General features: G+C 46.4%; 19 protein-coding genes. 3 read left to right on the top strand and 16 right to left on the bottom strand.

Features of this window, described 5'->3' with window-relative positions; all coding sequences use genetic code 11:
* Nucleotides 1-71: 71 nt before the first annotated feature.
* The 9 genes from ABIO93_RS15395 to ABIO93_RS15355 all read right to left on the bottom strand — a co-directional run bounded on the left by ABIO93_RS15395 (nt 72) and on the right by ABIO93_RS15355 (nt 14,694).
* Nucleotides 72-2,186 carry an acylase gene (locus tag ABIO93_RS15395; RefSeq protein WP_348069174.1) on the bottom strand — a complete coding sequence of 705 codons (2,115 nt, stop codon included), beginning with the start codon at nt 2,184-2,186 and terminating at the stop codon, nt 72-74.
* 112 nt (nt 2,187-2,298) lie between these two features.
* Nucleotides 2,299-2,892, bottom strand: a complete 594-nt coding sequence (locus ABIO93_RS15390) for a Uma2 family endonuclease (RefSeq protein WP_348069173.1) — start codon at nt 2,890-2,892, stop codon at nt 2,299-2,301.
* Nucleotides 2,893-2,942: 50 nt separating this feature from the next.
* On the bottom strand, nt 2,943-3,788 hold the full coding sequence (locus ABIO93_RS15385) for a sugar phosphate isomerase/epimerase (RefSeq protein WP_348069171.1): 846 nt from the start codon (nt 3,786-3,788) through the stop codon (nt 2,943-2,945).
* A gap of 3 nt (nt 3,789-3,791) precedes the next feature.
* A complete protein-coding gene (locus ABIO93_RS15380) occupies nt 3,792-5,003 on the bottom strand; it encodes a VCBS repeat-containing protein (RefSeq protein ID WP_348069169.1) in 1,212 nt (403 codons plus the stop codon).
* A 58-nt stretch (nt 5,004-5,061) separates the two neighbouring features.
* Nucleotides 5,062-8,631, bottom strand: a complete 3,570-nt coding sequence (locus tag ABIO93_RS15375; protein ID WP_348069168.1) for a PVC-type heme-binding CxxCH protein — start codon at nt 8,629-8,631, stop codon at nt 5,062-5,064.
* Nucleotides 8,632-8,699: 68 nt separating this feature from the next.
* Nucleotides 8,700-9,761: a hypothetical protein gene (locus ABIO93_RS15370; protein WP_348069166.1), complete on the bottom strand. Its 1,062-nt coding sequence runs from the start codon at nt 9,759-9,761 to the stop codon at nt 8,700-8,702.
* Nucleotides 9,762-10,022: 261 nt separating this feature from the next.
* On the bottom strand, nt 10,023-11,264 hold the full coding sequence (locus ABIO93_RS15365) for a DUF6786 family protein (RefSeq protein ID WP_348069164.1): 1,242 nt from the start codon (nt 11,262-11,264) through the stop codon (nt 10,023-10,025).
* A 15-nt stretch (nt 11,265-11,279) separates the two neighbouring features.
* On the bottom strand, nt 11,280-12,362 hold the full coding sequence (gene rhaT / locus ABIO93_RS15360) for an L-rhamnose/proton symporter RhaT (protein WP_348069163.1): 1,083 nt from the start codon (nt 12,360-12,362) through the stop codon (nt 11,280-11,282).
* A gap of 82 nt (nt 12,363-12,444) precedes the next feature.
* A complete protein-coding gene (locus ABIO93_RS15355; protein ID WP_348069161.1) occupies nt 12,445-14,694 on the bottom strand; it encodes a T9SS type A sorting domain-containing protein in 2,250 nt (749 codons plus the stop codon).
* A 105-nt stretch (nt 14,695-14,799) separates the two neighbouring features.
* On the opposite strand from ABIO93_RS15355, the gene murF reads away from it, so the two are divergent.
* The 3 genes from murF (at nt 14,800) to ABIO93_RS15340 (ending at nt 17,489) form a co-directional block, all read left to right on the top strand.
* Nucleotides 14,800-16,104, top strand: coding sequence for a UDP-N-acetylmuramoyl-tripeptide--D-alanyl-D-alanine ligase (gene murF / locus ABIO93_RS15350; protein ID WP_348069159.1), 1,305 nt, complete (start codon nt 14,800-14,802; stop codon nt 16,102-16,104).
* Nucleotides 16,105-16,323: 219 nt separating this feature from the next.
* The gene (locus ABIO93_RS15345; RefSeq protein ID WP_138366086.1) at nt 16,324-16,875 is read left to right on the top strand and encodes a peroxiredoxin; all 552 of its coding nucleotides are present in this window, start codon (nt 16,324-16,326) and stop codon (nt 16,873-16,875) included.
* Nucleotides 16,876-16,898: 23 nt separating this feature from the next.
* Nucleotides 16,899-17,489 (top strand): carboxymuconolactone decarboxylase family protein, encoded by a 591-nt coding sequence (locus ABIO93_RS15340; protein ID WP_348069157.1) that lies wholly within the window; start codon nt 16,899-16,901, stop codon nt 17,487-17,489.
* A 139-nt stretch (nt 17,490-17,628) separates the two neighbouring features.
* On the opposite strand, the gene ABIO93_RS15335 is transcribed toward ABIO93_RS15340, so the two are convergent.
* The 7 genes from ABIO93_RS15335 to ABIO93_RS15305 form a co-directional block, all read right to left on the bottom strand.
* A complete protein-coding gene (locus ABIO93_RS15335) occupies nt 17,629-18,387 on the bottom strand; it encodes a carboxypeptidase-like regulatory domain-containing protein (RefSeq protein ID WP_348069155.1) in 759 nt (252 codons plus the stop codon).
* 3 nt (nt 18,388-18,390) lie between these two features.
* Entirely contained in the window at nt 18,391-19,206 is an 816-nt protein-coding gene (locus ABIO93_RS15330; protein WP_348069154.1) for a hypothetical protein, read from the bottom strand.
* Between the two features lie 44 nt (nt 19,207-19,250).
* Nucleotides 19,251-19,730 carry a hypothetical protein gene (locus ABIO93_RS15325; RefSeq protein ID WP_348069152.1) on the bottom strand — a complete coding sequence of 160 codons (480 nt, stop codon included), beginning with the start codon at nt 19,728-19,730 and terminating at the stop codon, nt 19,251-19,253.
* Nucleotides 19,717-20,037 carry a hypothetical protein gene (locus tag ABIO93_RS15320; protein ID WP_348069150.1) on the bottom strand — a complete coding sequence of 107 codons (321 nt, stop codon included), beginning with the start codon at nt 20,035-20,037 and terminating at the stop codon, nt 19,717-19,719. The genes ABIO93_RS15325 and ABIO93_RS15320 overlap by 14 nt, the downstream gene beginning before the upstream one ends.
* Nucleotides 20,038-20,072: 35 nt before the next feature.
* Nucleotides 20,073-21,542, bottom strand: coding sequence for a right-handed parallel beta-helix repeat-containing protein (locus ABIO93_RS15315; protein WP_348069148.1), 1,470 nt, complete (start codon nt 21,540-21,542; stop codon nt 20,073-20,075).
* Between the two features lie 148 nt (nt 21,543-21,690).
* A complete protein-coding gene (locus ABIO93_RS15310) occupies nt 21,691-22,413 on the bottom strand; it encodes a response regulator transcription factor (protein WP_348069146.1) in 723 nt (240 codons plus the stop codon).
* Nucleotides 22,414-22,419: 6 nt separating this feature from the next.
* Entirely contained in the window at nt 22,420-23,520 is a 1,101-nt protein-coding gene (locus tag ABIO93_RS15305) for a histidine kinase (RefSeq protein ID WP_348069144.1), read from the bottom strand.
* Nucleotides 23,521-23,665 lie beyond the last annotated feature (145 nt).

Raw genomic sequence — 23,665 nt, 5'->3', positions numbered from 1 at the left:
TTGTCGTAATAAAAAAGTCTCAGGCAGTTTCACCACTCCTGGGACTTTTTTATTGATTGATAAATAGCATTTTATTCAAATACCGTGCGTTCCGAAAGGTTATCCTCAGCTTCTTTTTTAGTAAACCAAACAGGCCGCAGCTTCTTGTCCGACAGTAGCTGCAACTGATCCGAATGATGTTTGGAACCTGGCTGCGACGCATTACCGTAGCTGGTCAACACATTTGCTTTCAATGGCTTAGAAAATTCAATGGCAGCTACATAGGTTTCGCCATGAGATGGCGCATACTTTCCGTCCTGGGTCGCAGCCAATGTCATTGTCCGAAAAACACCCATAAAGCCCGAACCACCATTGCCCGGCACATCTACATCCCCGATCCTGAACCGGAAAACATCGCCCCAGGCAACGTCAATGGAGCCGTGCTTTTCCTTGACCTCTTTCGCTACCGCCAGCAAGGCTTTTACAGCAGCTTCCTTGTCGGCAATTCCCCTGGGTGTATTCACAGGATCCTTAGCATCCCAGGCCTTCGCAAATAAGGTCGATTCGGTACTCAATGTGCCGAGCTTACTGCTGCCGCCTACCCATTTCCTCACAAACTGATCAAACAGAAATGCGCCTTTACTAGTGGTTTCAGTCAATTGGTCCCATTTGGCGAGTACCGTCGCCGCTTCTTTGGCTTCTGCACTTCCGTTCGCTTCAGCCGCTGCAATCAGATCGGGCAGAATGTGGGAAGCGAGCTCCATTTTTGTATTTAGTTTCAATGCAATGAATTCGTCCAGGGTGATTTTTTTGGGATCCATCAACATTCTCACCGATCCAATGGTACGGAACGACATCGTCAACGGCGGCGCCATGTAGCCAGGAAAGTCAGCAGGTTTATTGACGATAGGCCAGGTCGTAGTCCAAGGTGGCTCGTTGGTGTTTTGCAACCAACCCGTATCCGGGTTCAGGACTTTCGGCAGATCTTTGTAAGGATGTGTTTTCGTCCACAATGTAGCCGAAGTATCCCCTCTGACGATACCTGACCAGTACTTCCAGTCTCCGGTAGGCCGTACCGGGACCTCGCTGTTGAAAAGATTGAAAATATTCCCTTTATTATCAGCGAACATCAGTGTGTACATCGGAATCTGCAATTTGCTAACTGCGGCCTCGAATGCTTTAAAATCCCCGGCCTTCGACATTTCCCAATACTGCTCAAATATCCCCGACTGGTTAAGTCCCGCCACGCGCATCGCAATCGTGCGTCCGCCCTTGTCGCTGACGACAGGCCCGTGAACTGAATGTTTGATAGTCAGTTTCTCTTCCACAAAACTGCCGTCAGTCTGTCTGATTTTAAATATTTTTTCTTTTTGTTCAAATGACTTTATTTTCCCGTCGTACAGGTAGCCGCCATCCACGGTTTTCAGTTCGTAAAAATCCTGTCCGTCATTGGTATTGACAGTTTGCGAATAGCCGCCTGTTTCATTGAATGCCATGGTCAGAACCGGAAAACCCATTCTGGAAATGCCGTAGGAATTAATACCGGGCGCTACCAACTGAGCCTCAAAATACGTGTAGAGATCGTTCCAGGGCAAATGTGGATTGGTAAGTAACAACGTATTGCCGCTCGCCGATTTTTTGGGACCAATCGCCCACGCATTCGATCCATTCTTTTCACCTTGCGCAGCCAGCGCGGCCGCAACTTTGGCAGAAGGTGCCAGAAACACGTAATGCGTCACGCGATGTGCATTAGCGATCACATCCGTAGCGTTAACTGGCAAAACCAGTTTGGCAGCATTGCTGATCTTGTCGGCGTTTTTAGCTGCATAATCATTGATACCGCGGGCAAATGCATCCAGGCATTTCCGCATGGCCGGTTTCTGAACCTTGTTCCATTCTCCTGCGCGCTCGTAAATACTGTTGGTGATTACCCATTTGTCAGCTTCCGCATATTTTTCACCCCAATATTCGGCCCCGCGTCCTCTCGCCTGCCCATACAATTGCAGCACAAGGTCCCCATGGTTCTGAGCCTGCGCCCAGCCATATGCATAGAAAAGACTTTCATCGTTTTTGGCATAAATGTGCGGCACTCCCCAGGTATCCCAAAGAATTTCGGCCTGTTTATAAGAAGGTTTTTGCTGAGCGAAGGCTTTCTCCTTTGTACCCGGGAAGAGTAAAAAGGCGAGAAAAATTACATATCTGGTCATAGGAGCGAAAGTAGAGTATTCGCACAAATTAGATATTTACCATTAATAATCCTGATAAATACCGAAATGACCAATTACTATTTTACAGAAAATACAAAAAGAAGCACATTGATCATTTATCAGTGAAGATATCAGTCAAATCAATTGCAAGTTCCGGAAACACTACGGATTTTAAGATCTCTCCGTTAACCTTCGGATGCTGTCCGATAAATTTCCCGGATTCATCCAGCGTGAAGATCAGCACATGTTCGTACTCGGGATACACCACCCAATATTCCTTTACACCGCTCTCTTCATAAACGTCGAACTTCTGCTTCATTTCCTTATTGGAGTTCCCGGGAGAAAGAACCTCAATTACCAAATCAGGAGCTCCCAGACACCCCTGGTCATCCAGCTTGGAGTGATCACAAATTACGCAGATATCTGGTTGAAGAACTGTTGTAATTTCCTGATTGCTTTTTTTGTCTCTTATAGGAAGTCTGACGTCAAACGGTGCGGTATATGCCCGGCAACTTTGACCTTTTAAATGACTCCATATAACGCCGTTCAAGTTCCAGACAATTGCCTGATGTCTACGTGACGGAGCGGGAGACATTTTATAAATGTACCCTCGTATCAATTCCAGACGTTCCTTGAAATGCCAATTTAGATAATCGGCATAGGTGTACTGATTGTTAAAATCCAGTTGTTCTAGTGTGGTAATCATAGCATTGTTGTTATTGAAATACAATACTACAATAATACCGAAAACCAAATTCAAAAGGCCAGTGACCTCAAAAATTTCAGCCCGTCGACAGCGATTGCTTCGCGGGACGGTTCGACCTGGCGCCAGATGGATGCTGCCTTGGCAATAACCAGGACATCGGGTGTGAAGGATTCGATGACGATATCTCCCTGGTAATTAATATGGTCCAGCGCCGCGAATATTCGGTCCCAGTTGATCTGGTCACCGCCCGGCGTGCCTCGGTCGCTGCCGGAAGCATGCAACAATGCCAGCTTATCCCCTGCTTTCCGTATCGCAAGGGCCGGGTCTTTTTCCTCCACATTCATGTGAAAAGAATCCAGATGAACCATCAAAGAATCACTACCCACATCATGGATCATTTGCAGCGCCTGATCACAGGTATTGATAAAATCAGTTTCATAGCGATTAAGTGGCTCGATAGCGAGCTTCACATGGTGCTCCTCAGCATATTTAGTCAGTATTTTGAGGTTTTTGACAACATTACTCCATTGCGCATGTTTCTTATCTTCGGGTACGAGACTGGCCCTCCCTACTGCCGAATAAATGGGCCCTGCAACCAAACTGCTTCCCAATATTGGTGCTATATCAATCAATGCCTGAACATAGTCAAGCGAAGTGATCTGCTCTTTTCTGTTGCCCCGAAGGTCACGTCCCGGCCCGGTTGCGGCGCACACGGAGCGACATTCCAGATCACAGTCGTCCAATGCTTTTCTTACAAATTCGGGATCAATGTTGGCCGGATCTTCCACTGCAATTTCTACGAAATCGAAGCCCCATTCCTTGAACTTGGGAAACCATGAAACACTCTCGTTCGTGAACGGCGAGGAAAACAGATAGGTATTGATCCCGAACTTCATATGCTATTTCCCTTTTTGCTGGGTAAAAACGCGTACACCTTTTTTATTGCCGGTCACAATGTCCAGCAGCCCGTCATTGTTAATGTCCTCCACCGTCACATGCAGTCCCACTCCCGAGTCATTATCGATTTCATGCTTGATCCATGTCGGCGTTTTGCCGGGTTTGTACTCGTACCAGTTTACAACCGCCGGTTCAAACTCGCCCGGATCGTTACCATTGTGCGCGAAATAACGCTTACCAGTGATTAAATCAAGGTTTCCGTCACCATTAAGATCTTGTAAGGCTACTCCATGAGTCTGAGAAAATGACTTGTCAATATCATGATGCTTCCAGATCGCATTACCCTGTTCGTCTTTTCCCTGCTCATGCCACCAAATTCCATAATTATGTGCAGAAGCACTGATCACATCATTCAAACCGTCGCCGTTCAGGTCCAGCACGTACATTTGAGAACAATCCTGCCCCAGGTCAGCGGCATGGAATTTCCAGTCTGCGTCTTTCGCCTGTTTTGCCGGACCACCTTCCGGTCCTTCCCACCAGCCGCTTCTTACCACCACATCCTTGCGCCCATCGCCATTAATGTCACCATACCCAATCCCATGCGTGTACATATGCGTGGAATTTTTCTCATCATTACTAATTGTATATTTCTCCCAGGTACCGTCCCCTTTTTTCGACGGGCATTTCAGCCATATTACTTTTTTGGCAGTTGGATCATTGCAAAGTAAGTCCAGTCGTCCGTCACCGTCGATATCCACCAACTGCGGCGATTCATTTCCTACCGACGAGTGAATAACATGCGTAGGCCAGTAGCCCGGTTTTCCCTTCGGATTTTCATGCCAAACAGCCGCCTTTCCCGGCCAGTCTATCCTAATCAAATCAATCCATCCATCCTGGTCTACGTCCATCGCAAAATCCAGAAAAGAGTCACTGTAACTCCCATTCACAATAAACGAGTCCGGCTTGGCCAGTTCATGGGCTTTCCAACTCGGAGCTTCAAACCAGTAAGCACCCGCAAGCACGTCTTTTTTACCATCTTTATTAACATCACCCATCGCGGCTCCCTCGGCAATGAATTTCTTGGTCAGTTCCTGTTTTTTGAATGCAACAGCATGTCCTTTTTTTGCTTTGGTCTGCGCCTGCGCGACCGGTAATGCCAATAGTGCGATCAGCGTGAGACTCAGCCACTTCATTTTTCTTAAAACAATTTTCATCAGTTAAGCTGGATTTAGGATTTTAACATTCATTCATTCATTCATTCATTAACAAAAACTACCTAACACTCAGCAGATAATCCAGCAAGGCATAAAAATCCTTTTCAGGAATCATGTTTCTGAACTGATCAGGCATTAAGGTGTATTTGGATGCCCGGTACTCTTTCATGTCATTTTTGGCCACCGAAAACTCCTGCCCAGTCAGGTCTGCAAAAACCATCGCTTCCCCCTCAGTCCTGCGATACAGCCCTGTCATCGTCTTGTCATTTTTCAATGTAATGTTATAAGTCCTGAAAGCCTCAGTTATATTCCTGTTCGGGTCGAGTATTTTTTGCGTCAATGCCTTATGCCCCCAGTTTCCAATGCCGTCGAGTTGCGGACCGATCATTCCTCCTGAGCCCTGTATCTGGTGACAAGAGCTGCAATTCTGCACAAAAACTGCTTTTCCTGCATCAGCAACACCTTCCGACGGTTTGAAAGCCGCTATTCTGCCGTCGATCAGTTTTTGTCTTTCCGCCCGCTCGTCTGCCCCGGCACTGAGAAACTTGTCCATTTCTATTTGCTGAGCAGAATTTGCATTGATCGAAAACCGCTCTTTCACCGGAATTTCATTGGCAATGTCCGCATTAGCCTCCTCGTTTTTCAACGCATTTAATAAATACCCAATTCCTTCCGAAGTATTGGCCAGCACTGTCGCGATCGCCACCTGCAAATTTCTCGCGCCTCCTGCGAGTTGCTTTTTTAATAATTCATATATAGAAGGCGAAGATGCCTGGCCCAGGTACCCCGCCAGTTTTTCTCTCAATGCAGGTAACTCGGCAGGATTGTCGAACACCCCAGCCAGAACCGGCGCATTAGCATTGGGATCCATATTCATCAAAGCTCCCGCAGCGGCACTTCTCACCCGATAATCCATCCACGGGGCTTTTACCAGTCGCTGCAAGTCGGGTTCCAGGGATTTGATCTTGTACTCGCCAGCAATGTCCGCCGCCGCCACGCGCTGGTCTGTCAATACTGACGGCGCTTTGGCTGGTATTTCAAGCACGGCAGGTTCCAGTTTGCCAATGCCCGCTGAGCCAATGTAGGAACTGTCAACCACTTCAATATACCCCATTTGCCCCTCAAACGCATTCAGATGAAAGGTAGCGTTTTTGATGAGATCTTTAAACTGGCTTGTTTCAACCTGATTAAGCCGGTACTCTCCTGCCAGCGTACCATTCGCAAGCCTGATCCTGACTGCATTATTGGAAATGCCTTTTTTTGAGGCTGTATTGTGAATATCATTATCAAAAACATTCACTTTAAGCGTTGTCGGCAACTTAAATGGTACCGAATATAAAACTGCCTTAGGTGCGTAACCGTTTTTTTCACTCAAAATAATCCTGAAAGCAGGCATTACATTGGTCAGAAAACTTTCGGAAACCATCCAGGGATTAATCGGTTCGCTGGTTTTTACAACAGGCCTGTTTTTCCACAGATCTGTATTTTCAGAAATATTCCCCAGAAATTTTGCAGACAGGCTGCTCCCCCAGGCAATCAGCTTTTGCCCCGGCGCAGTACCGCTTTGTTTTACACCCGCCTGAATGGTTTTGTATAACGAAAGCTGCGTTTCAGGATCACTGGCAAATTTTTCATTGATCAGATCAATAGCCTTTTCCAGCTGGTAAGGCGAAACATGCCGACCAATGTATTCCAGATTTTTGACGAGCTCCTGAGAAGACAGATCATGGGTCAATGTGTAATCCAGTACAAATGATGCCGCCGCACCCGACGGAATGTCAAGCATCGCCCTGGTCATTAATGCAGCCTGATCATCTGTCCATTTCATACCAGGAATCCGCCACATTACGCTCTTGTCGCGAATAGTGTTCCTGACGCTAAGCATTGCCGTATATTTCAAATGCGTATCCTCAGCATTTGTTTTGGTATAAAGATCCATCAACAATGCAAGGTTATCCGACTTCGGAAAGTGTCCCAATACCTCCGCAGCCGTGCGCTGAACAAACGGGTCCTTATCATTTAAAGCTTGAACGGTCGCCCCGTACTGGTCGCCCGCCAGCTCCTCCCCATCCAGAAGAATCCTGAATGCATGGACACGGACCACCGGGTCCTGATGGTGCAGCGCGCTGCTCAGCACGGAGTTATCCAATGCATGCAATCTTTGCAAAACCCACAATGCATGCACATAAGCACTCGCATCCACATTACCCACCAGCGAGGCCTTCACGGGCAAGACAGCTTTCTCTTTCCAGGTATCCACGATCCTGTCAGCTACTTTCAGCCTCGTATTCAGTTGCGGATGTTTTAATCCCGCAATAAGCTGGTCCAATGTCGCTTTCGACCAGTCCGTCACCTTCATATCCTGATGCGCCTGGTCGCCTTTATAGGTGATTTTCCAAATCCTGCCACTCAGCCGGTCACGTCCGGGGTGGTTCAATGCAACTTCATAGTGACCAATGATGCGGTTATAAAAGTCGGCGATATACAATGCCCCATCCGGCCCTACCTTCACATCCACCGGGCGAAACCACGGATCTTTGCTGATCATAAATCGCTCTTCCTTTTGCGTAACCGGCGTCGATCCTTTGTAAGTAACAGTATTGCGATCGATCCGGCAGGTAACAACGTCTCCGGTAAAAAAGCTCTTTCGGTACTGCTCCGGGAAATGGGTACCTGTGTAATAAACCAGCCCGGCGAGCGCCGTGGACCCCAATTCATAGGTCATCATTTCGGGTGCAAAACCCAGACCTGCGGGTGCTTTTTTACCAAAATGCGGATAATCTCCGCCAAAGATCAGTTGTGTAATTGGTTTGGTGTGGCAATCCACTGAATACAAGTAACCCCGTTCATCATAAGCATATCCAAACGGATTGACCCGCCCGAAAGTGGTTTGCTCCACGCGGCTGCCGTCAAGCTTTACCCAGAATGTGTTACCCGAAGTCATTTTAATGGTGTCCCCGTCGGTTCCGGCCACATTGGAAGTATTGGAAAAACCATGGCATACCTGCAACCAGCCGTCATAACCCCGCATGAGATTGTTGACCATACCATGTGTATCCTTATGCCCAAACTCGCCAAGCAGCACTTTTTTACTGTCCGATTTGCCATCATGATCCGTGTCTTTGAAATAATACAAATTGGGAATGCTATACGCGATGGCACCGTCAGAAACCGGCATGATACCGATCGGAATGTTGAGATTATCTTCGAAATGCGTGAAAGTTTCTGCCTTGCCGTCACCATTCTTGTCTTCCAGAATCGTGATCCTGTCCTTCCCGTCGCTCATCCCGGCGGCCATCGGATATTCTGATGACTGCGTGACCCATAGCCTTCCCCGGTCGTCAAATTCCATGTTCATTGGTTTGGTAATGTCCGGTTCGGAAGCAAAAAGTGTTATTTCAAATCCGGGTGGCAATACAAATGCCTGACGCTCCTCTTCCGGCGTCCGGTAGTTAGTAGTCCTGATATGCTCTGCGTAAATGTCAGCAGCAGCTTTACTTTCAGTTTTGGCGACCGTGACGTTCTTACCAGCCTTATTTTTGGGAGTACTACAACTTGGTGCGTAAAGCAATAATGAGGTCATTAAAACCGCTGCACCAACATTTTTTAACTCATTGGACGTAATCATAAATGAATGAAAGGATATGGCAGGATGTGTTTAGGAATATGGCAAAGTAAAATTTTATCTAAAATCAATCACTTGGGTACGCGTAGCGGCAACTCCATCCATGCCAGCCCGATGCTCCGCCGCATATGCCACGTACTTTCACCTTCGGCAGCGTCATAAAGCATCGCCAGCTTGTTCCCAACCTGTATTACTGTCGGCATTCCGATGGCCCCGTGCGCCCAGGTTGAATTTTTCGCGTCCAGGACAATGGCTTTATCCGCTGCATTCCACCGGTTAATATCCTTGGTCCAATACACCCAGATAGCGTCGGTGTACTCTTCTTTTTTATCATTGATACCAATGTGATTGGTAAACAAAAACCAGGTTTTCGTCTTGCTATCAAAAAAGACGGAAGAGTTTTCTATTTGCTCTGTGAGTGGAAAAATGGGTTTTTCATCTATCTGCCAGGAACTGTTCAGGTCTTTGGTACGGGCAATGCCCAGCGTTCTGTGAACCATTTTACCTTCCTGCGTGGCCCCGCTGAAAAATTGCAGGTATTGATCCTGATGCTTCACCACGAAACCCGGACTAGAAGTCACTGTATAGTAGCTGTTTGGCTTCGGAGGAAGCGGTACTACATCATATTGCTTTTCCCAATGCCCTGCCAGTGACTTTGATCGTGCCTTCATGGTCAGGTACGGAAAGGCCGGAATGCGGTAAGGCGGTGGCGTGGTATTGGGCGTGCCCACATAGAACATATGCCAGGTATCTTTTTCCTTGATCACCCAGGGTGAGGAAGCGCTTTTTGAGTCATTTTTTGTAGAATCGCCGAGCGTCAAAAGCAGTCCTTTTTTTGTCCAGTTGGTCAAATCCTTACTTTCGGCGAGGCATGCGATCCAGCCCTTTTTACCGGCCCCGTCGTAAAAAAGATAATAGGTATCGCCCTCTTTGTTCACCAGAGCCTCCCTCGCACCAAAAGTATCACAGCTGTCAGGGCCGTCGCCATACCGGAGCACGATGCCGGTGTCTTTGCAATCCATTCGCAGTGTCGCGGCAGGCCTGCCATCGATATACCCATGTTTTTGCGCAAAAAGCAATGCAGGTAAATGCATTGCTATCGTGATCAATCCTAAGTTGAAAATGGTTTTCATGGCAGGTCACAATAGTTGAACCTACCATCAGCCGCCGCATCTCCAGTGGTCCAGAAATCCAATATATCTCCGTCGTGCTGCATACAGAATCGTACTTTAGGTCTACGCTTCGATTTTTTCCAGCACTTTTCCAATATCTATATCGGTAACCATTATGAATATACGCAGACACCCTCCTACCTTCCAATACATCCGAATCTTGCAATCGGAGTGTAAATATCAATGATCTCTTATCTCCAACTATCCTGCGCTATCATGCTTTTATTTAAATATTTCTCCGATTTGCTCAATATTTACTCCCAGCACTTTTTGGGCAATTTGATTAAGGCTGGCATGATCTCCTTCAAAATGATAGGTACGTTGGCGATGAACGAGTGATTCTCCTTCTTTCAATGCGTGGGTTGACGAGTTGGACTCCAGTTCGTAAAATGGCCCCATTTGCGTCCCGTCTGCCAGTTTTCCATCATTATAGGCATTCAATGCATCGCCGTCGTAAGGATCTTTGTGCATTTCCCAGGATGATTTCAGGTATTTTTCTTCCGGCAAAAGACTGTATTGAATGATCGTCAGAATTCCTTTTTCTGAGTCGTAGCTACCTGCTACATTGCATGCGGAACGTGGTGCTATCCCGATCTTGCTCCTGAATTTACCATCTGCTTTGAGAAAAACCGTCGAATCCGCCATCTTGATCCTGTCGGATGGGATCTTGCCGAAATAGTCGTCTGTAATCAATGGTTTGGCTGAAAGTTGCTTTGAAAACGGCGCGATGATGACCGTTTTTTCTGTTGGCCGGAACATTCCCAATAGCCAGATACCAAGCATTCCGGTCTCCGGTTTCCATTCTGCATCTATGTTTTTAACTGCATTAATAGACTCGTAAGCCACAGATTTGCATTTCCCCAAAGTAGCAATGTCCAGCCCGCTGAGAATGGACGGCTGATCCAGCATCGTGATTTTGCGTTTGATTTCAATAACAAACTGGGTACCGGAATAATTTTCAATCATCGCCCTTGCCTCGAACGTCGCTGAACAACTATCCGATTCGGCAACCGCAAATGATACGGTGTCAATGATCGCAGGCGTTTGCCAGTTTTCAAAATCAAAGGATTTGCCTTTTTTGAAATAAATAGAAAATTGGCCTCCCTCGGGTGAAAGCCAGAAACGCTCTTCCCCGCCAAATGCATTCATGTGTGGCTGATGCTGGCCACTTTCGATCAGGCCGTAGTTAATCCAGCCATAACTGTTGCCCTTTCCCCCATCTGCGGTACTGGTCATTACCCGGCCCTGATAGTCGGCGATGAGTATGGCCTGAGCGCAGGAGTTGTCCGGCGCTTGGAGCACAATCGTTTTTTTGTGTTTATTTAAAAAGGCCAGGTCGTAGCCAAATGTTCCTTCGGTTAATGTCTGTTCCACGCTATTTTGATCGCTTTGATTCTTTTTCTGACATGCAGTGATTACTGCAATAGCAGCGAAAAGTACCAAGATTGAAAGGTGCTTTTTCATAAAAACCGAAATTGCCTACGCTCTCAGATAGTTACCATAACCTACGATCAACACCGACAAAACTATCACCAATATTCCCGTCAGAATCGTGGTAATGGTCTTTTTGCTCACCCCTTTCCATTCTTTCAGGACCAATCCCCACGAATTGGCGACAAGGATGATAAATGCCATGTGCAGGATCCACGAGCTCGGCCCGTTACCCAGTTTGCTTTCTCCCATTCCATAAAAAAAGAACTGAAGGAACCACGTCGTTCCGGCTAGCGCTGAAAAAACATAGTTGGAAAGCAGTGGCGCCGAAGAATCGGTGTAGTTACCAAATGTTTTGTTGCGCGCATTCAGAATCATACACCAGATAAAATTGGTAGTAAGTCCTCCCAAAAGTATCACCACGTAGGTCACATTGTTTTGGAATAAAAACTCCCCCTGATCAGGATTAACGGCTTTCCAAACCGCATTGGCTTCCTCTGCCATGATCTTGCCTGCGTCAATACCGAATGCAAAGCATGCGCTCAGAACGCCGGAAATTATTGAAACGGTTAGGCCAAGGCCTATTTTAAATTCGGTTTTATCATCCTTTGCGAGACCATTTCTTTTCAGGTCACTATCTTTCATTGATCCTGCTTTGCCACAAATAATGATACCGATCACACAAACCAGCAACCCAAATAATACACATTGCCCCCAGCTATTGGTGAACAGATCGGATATGGTGTCTTTTCCTGGCCTTGGTGAAAACTGATAATAAATGGAGGGAATCAATGCCCCAAAAACGGAACACAAGCCAAGAATAATGGAACTCCCAAGCGCAACGCCTAAATATCTGACCCCCAAACCATAAGTAAGGCCACCTATTCCCCATAAAGCGCCAAAAACATAGGTCAGGATGAGTATCCCGCCGTCGGTATGGGCAATAATTTCAGTGAAACCGGGAATGGTCAGGTACGCAGCCAGCGGCGGAACAATGAGCCAAGAAAAGAGCCCCCCCACGATCCAGTAAGATTCCCAGGCCCAGCCTTTGACTTGTTTATAAGGAATGTAAAAACTGCCGGAGGCAAAACCTCCAATAAAGTGAAAGATTACACCAAGAAGAGCTTGCATGAATTCAGAATTTTATCATGTAAGAGATGGGGGAATGGTATCTACTTGTTGAGACTTGGCAAGTCTTCGAGACTTACCAAGTCTAGGGGCCTAAAACTACCTTCCTCGTAACACGAATATCACCTGCCTTTAATTCCAAAATATACAGTCCGGCAGGCCAGTTCAATGTCGAAATCTGCTTCTCAGTATTGGCCCGGATCGTCTGGTTTTGCAAGATCTTCTTACCGCCGACCGTCAGAATATCAACCGTTCCATTTTTGGAAGACAACACCTTCAGGTAATCGGCTGCAGGATTCGGATAAACTTTAATAGTCGGCTCCACAGGAGGCTCCGTGCCAGTAATCGTAACGGGCAACACATTGGTCAGCAACCTGATACCTCCTGCATTGCTACCTATCGCGAGGTCTGGTTTTTTGTCCCCGTTATAGTCCCCGATAGCCAATGCCAGGTAATTTCCATAAACCGGCGCTCCCGCTTTTCCATTCACGGCTACCAATGTGCTTTCTCTTTCTGTCCATTTGCCCCAGTCGGCCCCGTGAAAAATACGAACATTGCCCGTGTGGTCCACCGTCGCCAGATCCGGCTTTCCGTCGAGATCAAAATCGGCCACTGCTAACTGAGGTGACCGCCCTGCAAAATTGATCCCGATACCTGCGAATGCATCTGTTTCCAGTTTAAAAGAAAACTGTTTGCTGGTGCCGGAATTGGTATAGTAGTAGATATTACCCTGTTGCTTCCCTACCAGCAAATCCAGATCCCCATCATTGTCCGCATCGTAAAAATAGGGAGAGTCACCGGTTTGAGACTCCGCAGGCATGGCTATGGATACGGCTTCTGCCAAATTCAGCTGTGCCGCCCCGTTGCCGTTTGCTTTATTGGGAATGTAGCGGTACTCCATTTTCAGCGTAGTGGCTGATGTGGCTGCAAACCCAAGATCCGCGACGCCGTCACCATTGAAATCCGCCCATTGGGGTTTAATGTTGTACACTGCCAGCCCGGATGATATGTCGAGATAATTTTCAGATTGTACTGTAAATGCAGGGGCTGCTGCGCTGCCATCATTTTTCAACATCCAGAACCCGCCTTTGAACCCGGTCGCGCCCGGCATTCCGCCTGTACCAATGAGCATATCCAGGTCACCATCGCCGTCAATGTCAAAAAACGATGGTACCGCATTCTCCCCGACATCGAGCATCTGATCTTGCAGGAAGTTCTTTTGTACCAGTTTGAAATCAGGCTTGTCGCTTGTGCCTGCATTGTGATAGTACCAGCCTGATGACTTAAAATCGGTCAGATTTGCATCATTAGACGGCACAGTTGGAGCGATTAGCAGATCCTTCACACCGTCAAAATCCACATCCTCCATGAATGCGGCTGGAAAAATGTGCAGTAATGCAGGATTGGTTGCTGGATAAGTGTTTGTAAAAGCAGTGTAATTTCCAATCAGCCCGTCTGATGAATTGGTCAGGAACGAAATGTGTTCATTGCTCACATGCCCTACCAGCAGGTCTTTTTTACCATCACCATTGAGATCATGCAGCATAATGGAATTACCAGCATGCAAAATCCGCCCGCCGGAATTGTCTACTACGCCACATTCGACACCGAACACAAAATCCTCGGCGTCGCCTTTGCGGAAATTGCCCCAGCAGTCGCCATTGCGTTGGAAAACCGGATTTTTGGAGTTACCCAAACTGTCCGGCACGCCAAACTTTTCCATACTCAGGTTTTGATGCAACTCCACATAGGTTCCCGAAAAATCAAACAAGAGCAGGTCCAGGTCACCGTCGTCGTCAATGTCCGTAATACCAGGAATATCTGTCCCGGAGACCTGCAAATTGATATTTCCTGAAAAACCTTTGGTGTAGATCACGTCCTCCATGAGTTTCCACGTCCAGGCAGCGCCCGTTTTCACCTGCTGATACACGCTGATCCCCAGCGAAGTACTCGCAAAAAGATCCTTTTGACCATCTCCATTGTAGTCGGCGAGGATCATCCAGTTGTCGGTTTGTGGAAAAAGTGATTCGTAGTAAGGTGCGTGGATGTACGTTTTTTTGGCAGGGTTCAATGGGTCGGTACTGGCCAGGAATGTGGTGACTTTACTGTTGGTCCGGTCGTACACGACGAGGTCCTCTTCGGTATCGTTATTCAAATGCATTTTCAGAAACTGCGAAGCATTGAGCCCACCGGCCCAGGGATTGGTGAGCTTTGCACCTTTGGCAGAAACGCTGGTAATGGTATCTGTTTTGAACCAGATCTGCTGCGACCAGCCTTTTGAAAGCGTTAGTATATAAAAAATAAAGAAGATACAGGAGGTATATTTCGTACGCATCGTTGAGGAATAATCTATTAGTTTTGCAGGTTCACGGCCGACTTATTTTACTTCTTAAACGTAACGAAATAAGCGCTCATAACTTTATAATGACCTAATAATTCCATGTACACTTCCACCGAAACACTTTATAACCTGTTCCTGAAAGGCGCAAAAATATCCACTGACACCCGCCAGGTGAGCGACGGCTGTATTTTTTTCGCATTAAAAGGAGATAAGTTCGACGGTAACCAATATGCGGCAGAAGCTCTGCAAAAAGGCGCTGCCTATGCTGTGGTGGATGATGCGGCAGTGGTGGCCGATAATCGTTTCCTATTGGTCGAGGATGTACTGGCAGCATTGCAGGACTTGGCCCGTCACCATCGTAAAACATTCACTTTTCCCGTGATCGCATTGACTGGCTCCAATGGTAAGACCACAACCAAAGAACTGATCGCGAAAGTGTTATCGATGAAATACAATACTTACGCTACGAAAGGAAATCTCAACAATCATATAGGCGTACCGCTAACGATTCTATCCGTCGATCCGGCCAAACATGAAATGGCCGTCATTGAAATGGGCGCTAATCACCAGGCAGAAATCGCATTGCTGAGTACCATTGCTCAGCCCACTCACGGCCTGATCACGAATATTGGCAAAGCACATTTGGAAGGATTCGGCGGGGTGGAAGGCATTAAAAAAGGCAAAGGGGAATTATTTGATTTTCTCTCCAAAAAGAAGGGAACGGTTTTCGCAAATACCACCCACGATACCATTATGGACATGGTGAGCAAGCGTCGCTCGTTTGGAGAAATCGTTTTTTATTGTTCCGAAAGCAGCCCTGTTAATCCCATTCTGTTGCAGGAAAGCCCTTTTGTGATTTTTGAAAATTATGGCAAAAAAGTCTCCACGCACCTGCCAGGTAGCTATAACTTCGACAACATTTGCGCTGCGCTTGCAGTAGGAAAGCATTTTGAAGTCGCCGACGAGGATGCGAACGAGGCAGTAAGCACTTACCTGCCTGACAACAACCGCTCGCAGATTGTAAAAAAAGGCAGCAACACAGTTATCATGGATGCATATAATGCGAATCCTTCCTCTATGGCGGCGGCGGTCGCGAACTTTGCAAAACTGGACGTTCCAAAAAAAATGCTGATCCTGGGCGATATGTTCGAGCTGGGGGATGCAGCTGAGGACGAACATCTGGCATTAGGCAAACTGATCGCTGCGGAAAAATTCGACATTGTGATTTTATCGGGTAAGCTGATGCAGCACGCATTACCTGCACTTCCCAAAGCCTACTACTTTCCCGACAAGTTTTCGCTGCATAATTGGGTCATGGACAACCCGCAAGAAAATACATACGTTCTCATTAAAGGCTCGCGGGGAATGGCGCTGGAAACGGTACTGGGAATGCTGCCAGATTGAGTTTTTATAATTACAGTTATTATTTGCATAATGATATTGTCCAAATTGATGACATTATCGATAGAATTTATAACATCTCAGTTTCGATCAATAAAACTAAATCCATTTGATTAAAACAAGTCTTTCCTGGCATAGTACCAGGTGAAAAGTTGCCTGACGTACCCGTCGTTTGTAGTTTTGTAACACTTAAAAATACAATTTATCAAACAACGAGCAATCATGGCAAATAGACTGTTATCCGTGGGATCAACTTTCCCTGAATTCAAAAAAACATCAGTTGTGTCTCTTGAAAAAGGAAACGAATTCTACGATATTACCTCAGAAGATCATAAAAACGCTGAGAAATGGATGGTCATGTTCTGGTGGCCAAAGGATTTCACATTCGTTTGTCCTACCGAAATTGCTGAGTTCGGAAAGCATGTTGACGACTTCGCAGACCGTGATACCATCCTGATCGGTGCTTCTACGGACAGCGAATTTGTTCACCTTGCATGGCGCAAAAATCACGACGATCTTCGTGACCTGCGTTTCCCAATGCTTGCCGATACTTCAAAATCGCTTGCAGAAGAATTGGGTATCCTGGAAGCAAACGAAAAAATCGCTTACCGTGTAACTTACATCGTTGATCCACAAGGAATTATTCGCTGGGTAAGTGTAAATGACCTTTCGGTTGGACGTAATGTAAACGAGGTGATCCGCGTGTTGGACGCATTGCAAACTGACGAACTTTGCCCTTGCAACTGGGTAAAAGGAGAAGCTACATTGGCTTAATCTTCATCAAATAAATTAAAGAAATGTATCCATTTGCAACCACGGGAAGTACGAAGGATTCCCTGTATAAAGAATTGAATCTGCCCGCTGAATTTGAAAGCGTGCTGATCAACAAGCTGGCTGCGCTTGATCATCGTTACCTGAAAGATCTCAAAATCAACATTGGTAACGTTTTGAAATCACAGACATTGAACCGCAAAGAGGCGCTTTTAATTGCACTGGCGGTGGCAGTGAACGAGAAGAATGCAGCTGTTATTTCCGCTATCGAAGAATTGGCGATCCAGGAAGGTGCTGAGGATAAGGAAATTGCAGAAGTAACTGCTTGCGTTTCTTTGATGAATGCGAACAATGTATTCTATCGTTTCAGGCATTTTATGCACAAGGAGTTTTATGACAATGCTCCTGCTGGTATCAAAATGAGCATTATGGTGAATCCTGTATTGGGTAAAGAGTTCTTTGAGCTGCTGAGCCTGGTCGTTTCGGCGCTGAATGGTTGTGAAATGTGTGTTACTTCTCACGAGCAATCGGTGTTGAACCATGGCGGAACTCAGGCACGTATATTCGATGCGGTTAGAGTTGGTGCTATTTTCAAGAGCCTTACTGTTCTGGTGTAATCCAAATAAAAAAGACTTGGTAAGCCTTAAAGGCTTGCCAAGTCTGCACTACTCATCCTACTTCTCGGTTCTAGCCAAGAAAACTCACTCCTCTCGTTGCTTGTCTTAACTTCGCAGCTGATGCGCTGCTAATTTCTCCCTACTCGGTGTAGCTGATGAAGGCTATGTTATTGCCCCACATGGTTTCCGGCTCAAAATCAATGGTCAGTTCGCTGTCGTATTCGTCGTCTGAAAAGTGCTTCCGGAGCTTTAATGGCATTTTTCCCGCTTCACCGTTATAGTAAGCAGTCATTCTGTACCGGCCCAGCGGAATGTCTACCAGTTTTCCATAGTCGTCGGTATAAGGCTTTCCATGCTTCATTTTGAGCGTTTTCCCCTTTGATCCGTCAATGAGATTACCTACCGGAACCAATGTGAATTCTATGTTTTCGGAATCATAAATCCCACTCGTTAACGCCTTATTCACTTCGATGGTCACACCGTAGTAACCCTGCGCGTCCGTCGGTCTTTTGCCCGTCAGCTTCCATTGGAAATTCCGTACCGCGCCGTCAATGCTGAACTCCTCATACACATCCGGATGCAGGTCAAATTCATACTCCTTGCCATTATACCGTTTAAGAATGTGCGCAGAAGCCATGAATGTCCCGACCTTGGGAAGCTGGATCTTGTAATTTCCCTTTTCGTCGGAACTCCCGATCGAGTAAGATGCGTAGAACATGGTGTTGTCCACTACCACTTTTACTCCTGACATCGGACTTCCGTCGGTACCGGTCACTTTCCCGGTCGTGTATCCCTTCTCCCCGCCTGGTTCATCTGGCGAAGGCCCGTCCGTCTCGGTACATGCCACCGCCATCAACAGGATGCAGGCCCATTGAAATAAGCTCGAAATACGTCTCATGGTTTACTGGATTTTTTGTAATTCGGTCGTTGATGTTTCACCTTCTGATGCTTCCTCCACGGACTTCACAATACCAATTTCAGGTGCTGTCCAAAGTGAAACATTAACTGTTTCAGTAGCTTCCTCTGCCGGCTCGCCATCCGCCTGGAATTTGGTTACGGTCACGTAGCTGTATTGCCATTTGCTGCAATTGAATGTCCCGGCTGGCGTCGTAATCGCCTCTTCCTTCACCACTTTGCCTGATTTGTAGGTAATTTTGGAACTGATCTCCGCATCAATGTTGTCGCCGCCTTCAACGATAATCTGCATTTTGATCCTCATGCTGATCGGATCTCCCTTGAAAGTCACCGGACTATCCACGGTCCCCTTGTTATCGAAAATCTGGTACTGCGGAAAACCGGTCAGATCGAAATCTTCAATGTACGCGATCGGCCGCAGTTCTTTGACCAATGCTGCAAACACAGACGGCAATTTCAATTCATAAGTAGTTGCTCCATCCTTACTGTAAGCCTTGTAATCGACAGCATACTGGCCATCTGCTACTTTTACCACGTTCTGAACGTTAAAAATGGATAATCCCGCAGAGTCTTTAACACTTTTCACCTGGGTAACTGATGTTTCAACGGTACCGTCCGAATCGACGATTTTGTATGAATACTGTTTTCCGTTTTCCGGGATAATGGCCTTTTTTACCTTCACTACATCGTCGGGGACTACTTTTTCGTCATCGTCTTTGCAGGAAGTAAAAGAGAACACGGCAACTGCTGCGAAAAACAACAGGGATTTGAACCGCCTTGCCGGCAGTAATGAACTTGACATTCTATTCAACATGGCTTTTTGATTTAGATAGTTTAAAAAATGGGTCAGCGCACTTTCAGCACCAGGTGCAACAGCAGCAGGACAAACCCCGAAATGGAGAGATAGCCTCTGATCAAAATGAATTTCAGCCACTGGTCCCGTGCCTCCACGAAGCTTTCTTTAGTATTAAGGAGATTACTGTTGACCAGCTCATTGATCGGCTCGCTGAACTTCACGATCAGAAACAGATCAGTGATCAGCAGCAGTAAAGCGATCACTATGGGGGCATAAGACCAGAAACCGCCGGATTTGTCGATGAGCACGAACCACAGGAACATCACCGCCAGGGCAGAAAGGTAAACCACTTTGAATTTGCCTCTCACGATTGGATCAACGGCTTTGCGCAGCTCGATGAAATTTTCTGACGAAATGTTGTAGAGTGCCTTTCCAAATCCGAAATGATAGAACGCCCCCTGTGCCGCGATTATAAAATAGAGCAGTATACCGACGATACTCACCAGCGAAACAAGATCAATTGATTTCATAGAGCTTCGTCGCTGATTTCAGGGTTGTATCTTTTTCCAATTCAGCTTTGAGCCTGCCGTTCAGGTACTTTCGCACGGAAAGCCTGGAAATATCCAGCCTTGAAGGTTCCACAGTTTCAGAAACCAGGTAGTTACTGTTTGCATAGTATCTCACGGTGGTTGACTGCTCCCCGGGATTGGATTCTGTGGTCCAGAATCCTGTTTGCGGATATGGATGCCTGGCCGATTTGTGCGGTTTCAGGGCAGTATGTTGTAGGCTTGCAGCCAAAATCAAGGCTGCAAGGGTAAAAACTTTTATATGTTGCATGGCTAATTTAAATGGATTGGAATCGTGCGTGTCTTCTACTCTTTCAGGATTTTGCCCTGAACATTATCCTCAAATGTGTTTACGGTTTCAATGTCTTCATTCACACTTGCCTGGTAGTTGACATAAATCCCATAACCTCCACTGCCGGATATTTTCGATTTTTTGATCTGAAACCTGGCCTGGCTTCCGTAGACGGCAATGTTCGTTTTTTTGCCCGAAACCTGCGGAATGCTGCCACCGCCTGATATGTCGACATATTCAAACACATTCTTTTGGCTTGTCGTGTAGCAGATCAATCCGCGCCAAAATGCGGGTGTATTCTCCGCTCCTCTGATCACGATTTTGGAAGCTTCTGTTCCGATCGCATTGATATAACCCTCGTCGATCGACATTCTCGCGCCTGCTGACATTTCGATGACCACGCCTGGCATAATTTTCCAGTTTGCATCCACAGTAAGGCTTTCCAGCACGCGGTAGGGCGTTTTATCCTTGAAAGCTTTCCAGACCACTTCTGCGGTAATATTTTTAGAAAGCTGCGATGCCGGTATCTCAACCACATTCCGACCATTTCCATTGGTAAAAACAGAATTTGCGTCCAGATTAGCCACATTATCAGCATCCAGCAAAATACCCGCCTCGCTATTATCCTTGAAAACGTTGGAAGAAAAAGATGTCAGGATAATTCCTCTTTCAAGCCACAAACCATATCCGTCGTTTTTCTCAAAAAGGCAATTCTTGATCGTAATCTGAGCTTTTGATGCACCTGCGATGGCCATACCTGCTTTTTTCCCGCTATAAAGCGCCTTGCTTCCTGCGTGCAGCACCTGTACATATTCCAATGTGTTCGCACTGCTCGACGACCGGAACACTACTCCCGCCCAGAATCCTTTGGTGGTTTCTTTTCCGATCAAACGGATCGGGTTCAGCGAATCACCTTTGGCAAGCAGAATACCGCCATTGTCATTCACTTCCAGCCTGGTATCCCTTGCAAATGCGATCACAACACCCGGTTTCAGCGTCAACTCTGCATTCACCGTCACACTCGCATTCACGATGTAGTCCGGGATGGCGGGGTTGGCTATACGATCTTCCAATGTCGTTTTTGCTTTAATATTAGCTTCGAGAACGATCGGCTCTATGACGGTTGCGGTTATGAGTACCTTGTCCTTGCTTTCTCCATTCGCATTGCTCGTCGTTAGTTCCAGCTCGTATTCACCGGGAAGGTCTGCTGTAAATTTGGGCTTGGTATTTGTCGTTGAATTAAGTGCAGCGGTACTACCTGCGGGTTTTTTGGCAAATGCCCAGCGATAATCGAACGGCTTGCTTTCGCTGTCCGTGGATCCGCTTCCGTCCAGGGACACCACGTCACCTGTATGTACATTCTGGTCGGCGCCTGCGCGCGCTGTGAGGGTGTTGGTAGGTTTTACCTCCTCATCTTCTTTACAACTTCCCAAGAATAATGTAAGGGAAAGTGCGGTCAGTAGGATTTTTTTACTTTTTAACATGGCTAATTAATCATTTGCTTAAATACTAATTCACTACCATTTTCTGATGGCGGTGCAATTTTAAGTCGAAATGATGATGATAAAATCTTGGAGGTGCCTACTGTCGATTAACAGCTTTTTTTATCGACAAACGGCATCCGTAGCGATGCTAAAACGTGAGTTTAAACCTCCGCTGGCAGTCATTGCGGAAATTCCGGCCAATGGGAAGCTCCTTTCCGGCGATCTCGATCTTGTGGGAATGGTAGCTTTCCACCTTATCGACGGAGACGATAAATGAGCGGTGAACGCGGATGAAACCGTCTTCTGGCAGCAGTTCTTCCAGCAGGCTGATCTTTTGTTTTGAAATCAATGATTTATCCTTCAAAACCACCTTAATGTAATCCCTGAGGCTCTCAATCCAGAGAATTTCATCTACATTAACTTTCACCATTTTGCGGTCTACTTTCAGGTAAAGGAAAATATCTTTGTTGCTAACAGTGTTCTTTTGTGCGATGGATACCGGCGGGTTACTGATGTTGAGCCCGGTGAAAACTTTGTCCATTGCCCGTAAAAAGCGTTCGAAAGGAATAGGTTTCAGCAAATAATCAACAGCATTCAGATCAAAACCTTCCACGGCATAATCCTGGTAGGCGGTAGTAAAAATAACTTTGGGAGGATTTTTGAGGCTTCTGAGCAGATCGGTACCTTTCAGTCCGGACATTTTCACATCCAGAAACATCACATCGATCTTTTCCTGCTGCAGTATCTGAAACGCCTGGATCGCATCCTGGCAGCGGGCCACAATTTCCACCTCACTGAAATTACCGAGATAATTATCCAGCACTTCAATGGCGTGGGGTTCGTCGTCGACCAAAATTGCCCTTAATTTCATAATCTGCTAAATTTCAACCCTTTTGTCCAACTCAATTTCCAGAATCACTGCAAACATATCGTCCTCTTCCAGTATCCGTAGTTGATGCGCGGAAGGATACAGAATGTCCAGTCTTTTATGGACATTTGTCAATCCAATACTTACATGATGTCTTTTGTTATCATCCTCAGTCCCGTTTTCCGGCTTGCTGTTCGATATTTTAAATTTAAGTAAATTGTTTTTAAGCCGAAGGTCAATATTGATCCAAGCCTGCCCTACCTGCTCACTGGCGCCATGTTTGAATGCATTTTCAACCAGCGGAAGAATGAGCAGCGGGGCGATTTTGTACTCCGGCAATAACCCATTGATACTGAAATTAATGTCAAGTCGCTCCTCATACCGGATCTTTTCCAGAGCAATGTAACTTTCCACGATCCTGATGTCCTTTTCAAGATCCACCACTTCCGTATTGGCCTCATACAGCATATACCTGAGAATCTCCGCCAGGCCCATCACCACAGCAGGTGACCGGGGCGACTGGTTCAATGTCAATGCATATAAATTATTAAGGGTATTGAACAAAAAATGAGGGTGCAGCTGCCCTTTCAGAAAATTCAGTTCAGCTTCAATGGCCGCTTGCCTTCTTTCAAACCACATTTTGAAAAATTTTACCGACAATGCGATCCATACAAAAATGTTGGTTTGCTCAAATGCGCTGATCAGGTACACCGGCTTAGCAAGCTGCTCCTGAAAGCTTCCTTGCAGTTTTCTCCAGACGAAGGTCGGATCCGATTTCTTGACCGAGTTATAAATGACCGGGTCTGCAACCAGGATTTCGAGTAACCGGAACGCCAACGTCGAGAGTACCACGCATAACAGCAAAAAAAGCAGCGATTCAGCATATCTTTTTCTATTGAAAAACCTGGGGATCAGGATATATGCAATGGAATAAAAGTAAAAGATATGGATCGGCAGGAACATCGCGACAACGCCGATCGCCAGCCGGTAGTCGGGCATACCAGCTCCGTAAATAACCGTCAGTACAATGAGGACGGCTAGCCAGAACAATGCATGGAGTAAGATTCTTCTAGGGGCCTGATTAAAAACAATCGACGTATTAGGGCGCATGAAGCAAATATAATTAATTCATGACCGAAAAAATGACCGTTCAGGTACTGTCGACATATACATTGAAATAGTCGACAAACTACATAGAAGCGGCTTAATGGTATGAGGCAAGACAAAATATCTGCCAGAAACTCTTATAAACAAG

The sequence above is a fragment of the Dyadobacter sp. genome, assembly GCF_039919315.1.
Lineage (GTDB): Bacteria > Bacteroidota > Bacteroidia > Cytophagales > Spirosomataceae > Dyadobacter.
The sequence above is the reverse complement of the archived record's forward strand: the minus strand, read 5'-3'. Positions and strand labels throughout refer to the sequence as shown.

Bases quoted from the DNA above. Each gene is read 5' to 3' on its own strand.
- ABIO93_RS15395 (WP_348069174.1), bottom strand. From the start codon at position 2,186: ATGACCAGATATGTAATTTTTCTCGCCTTTTTACTCTTCCCGGGTACA.
- ABIO93_RS15390 (WP_348069173.1), bottom strand. From the start codon at position 2,892: ATGATTACCACACTAGAACAACTGGATTTTAACAATCAGTACACCTAT.
- ABIO93_RS15385 (WP_348069171.1), bottom strand. From the start codon at position 3,788: ATGAAGTTCGGGATCAATACCTATCTGTTTTCCTCGCCGTTCACGAAC.
- ABIO93_RS15380 (WP_348069169.1), bottom strand. From the start codon at position 5,003: ATGAAAATTGTTTTAAGAAAAATGAAGTGGCTGAGTCTCACGCTGATC.
- ABIO93_RS15375 (WP_348069168.1), bottom strand. From the start codon at position 8,631: ATGATTACGTCCAATGAGTTAAAAAATGTTGGTGCAGCGGTTTTAATG.
- ABIO93_RS15370 (WP_348069166.1), bottom strand. From the start codon at position 9,761: ATGAAAACCATTTTCAACTTAGGATTGATCACGATAGCAATGCATTTA.
- ABIO93_RS15365 (WP_348069164.1), bottom strand. From the start codon at position 11,264: ATGAAAAAGCACCTTTCAATCTTGGTACTTTTCGCTGCTATTGCAGTA.
- rhaT (WP_348069163.1), bottom strand. From the start codon at position 12,362: ATGCAAGCTCTTCTTGGTGTAATCTTTCACTTTATTGGAGGTTTTGCC.
- ABIO93_RS15355 (WP_348069161.1), bottom strand. From the start codon at position 14,694: ATGCGTACGAAATATACCTCCTGTATCTTCTTTATTTTTTATATACTA.
- murF (WP_348069159.1), top strand. From the start codon at position 14,800: ATGTACACTTCCACCGAAACACTTTATAACCTGTTCCTGAAAGGCGCA.
- ABIO93_RS15345 (WP_138366086.1), top strand. From the start codon at position 16,324: ATGGCAAATAGACTGTTATCCGTGGGATCAACTTTCCCTGAATTCAAA.
- ABIO93_RS15340 (WP_348069157.1), top strand. From the start codon at position 16,899: ATGTATCCATTTGCAACCACGGGAAGTACGAAGGATTCCCTGTATAAA.
- ABIO93_RS15335 (WP_348069155.1), bottom strand. From the start codon at position 18,387: ATGAGACGTATTTCGAGCTTATTTCAATGGGCCTGCATCCTGTTGATG.
- ABIO93_RS15330 (WP_348069154.1), bottom strand. From the start codon at position 19,206: ATGTCAAGTTCATTACTGCCGGCAAGGCGGTTCAAATCCCTGTTGTTT.
- ABIO93_RS15325 (WP_348069152.1), bottom strand. From the start codon at position 19,730: ATGAAATCAATTGATCTTGTTTCGCTGGTGAGTATCGTCGGTATACTG.
- ABIO93_RS15320 (WP_348069150.1), bottom strand. From the start codon at position 20,037: ATGCAACATATAAAAGTTTTTACCCTTGCAGCCTTGATTTTGGCTGCA.
- ABIO93_RS15315 (WP_348069148.1), bottom strand. From the start codon at position 21,542: ATGTTAAAAAGTAAAAAAATCCTACTGACCGCACTTTCCCTTACATTA.
- ABIO93_RS15310 (WP_348069146.1), bottom strand. From the start codon at position 22,413: ATGAAATTAAGGGCAATTTTGGTCGACGACGAACCCCACGCCATTGAA.
- ABIO93_RS15305 (WP_348069144.1), bottom strand. From the start codon at position 23,520: ATGCGCCCTAATACGTCGATTGTTTTTAATCAGGCCCCTAGAAGAATC.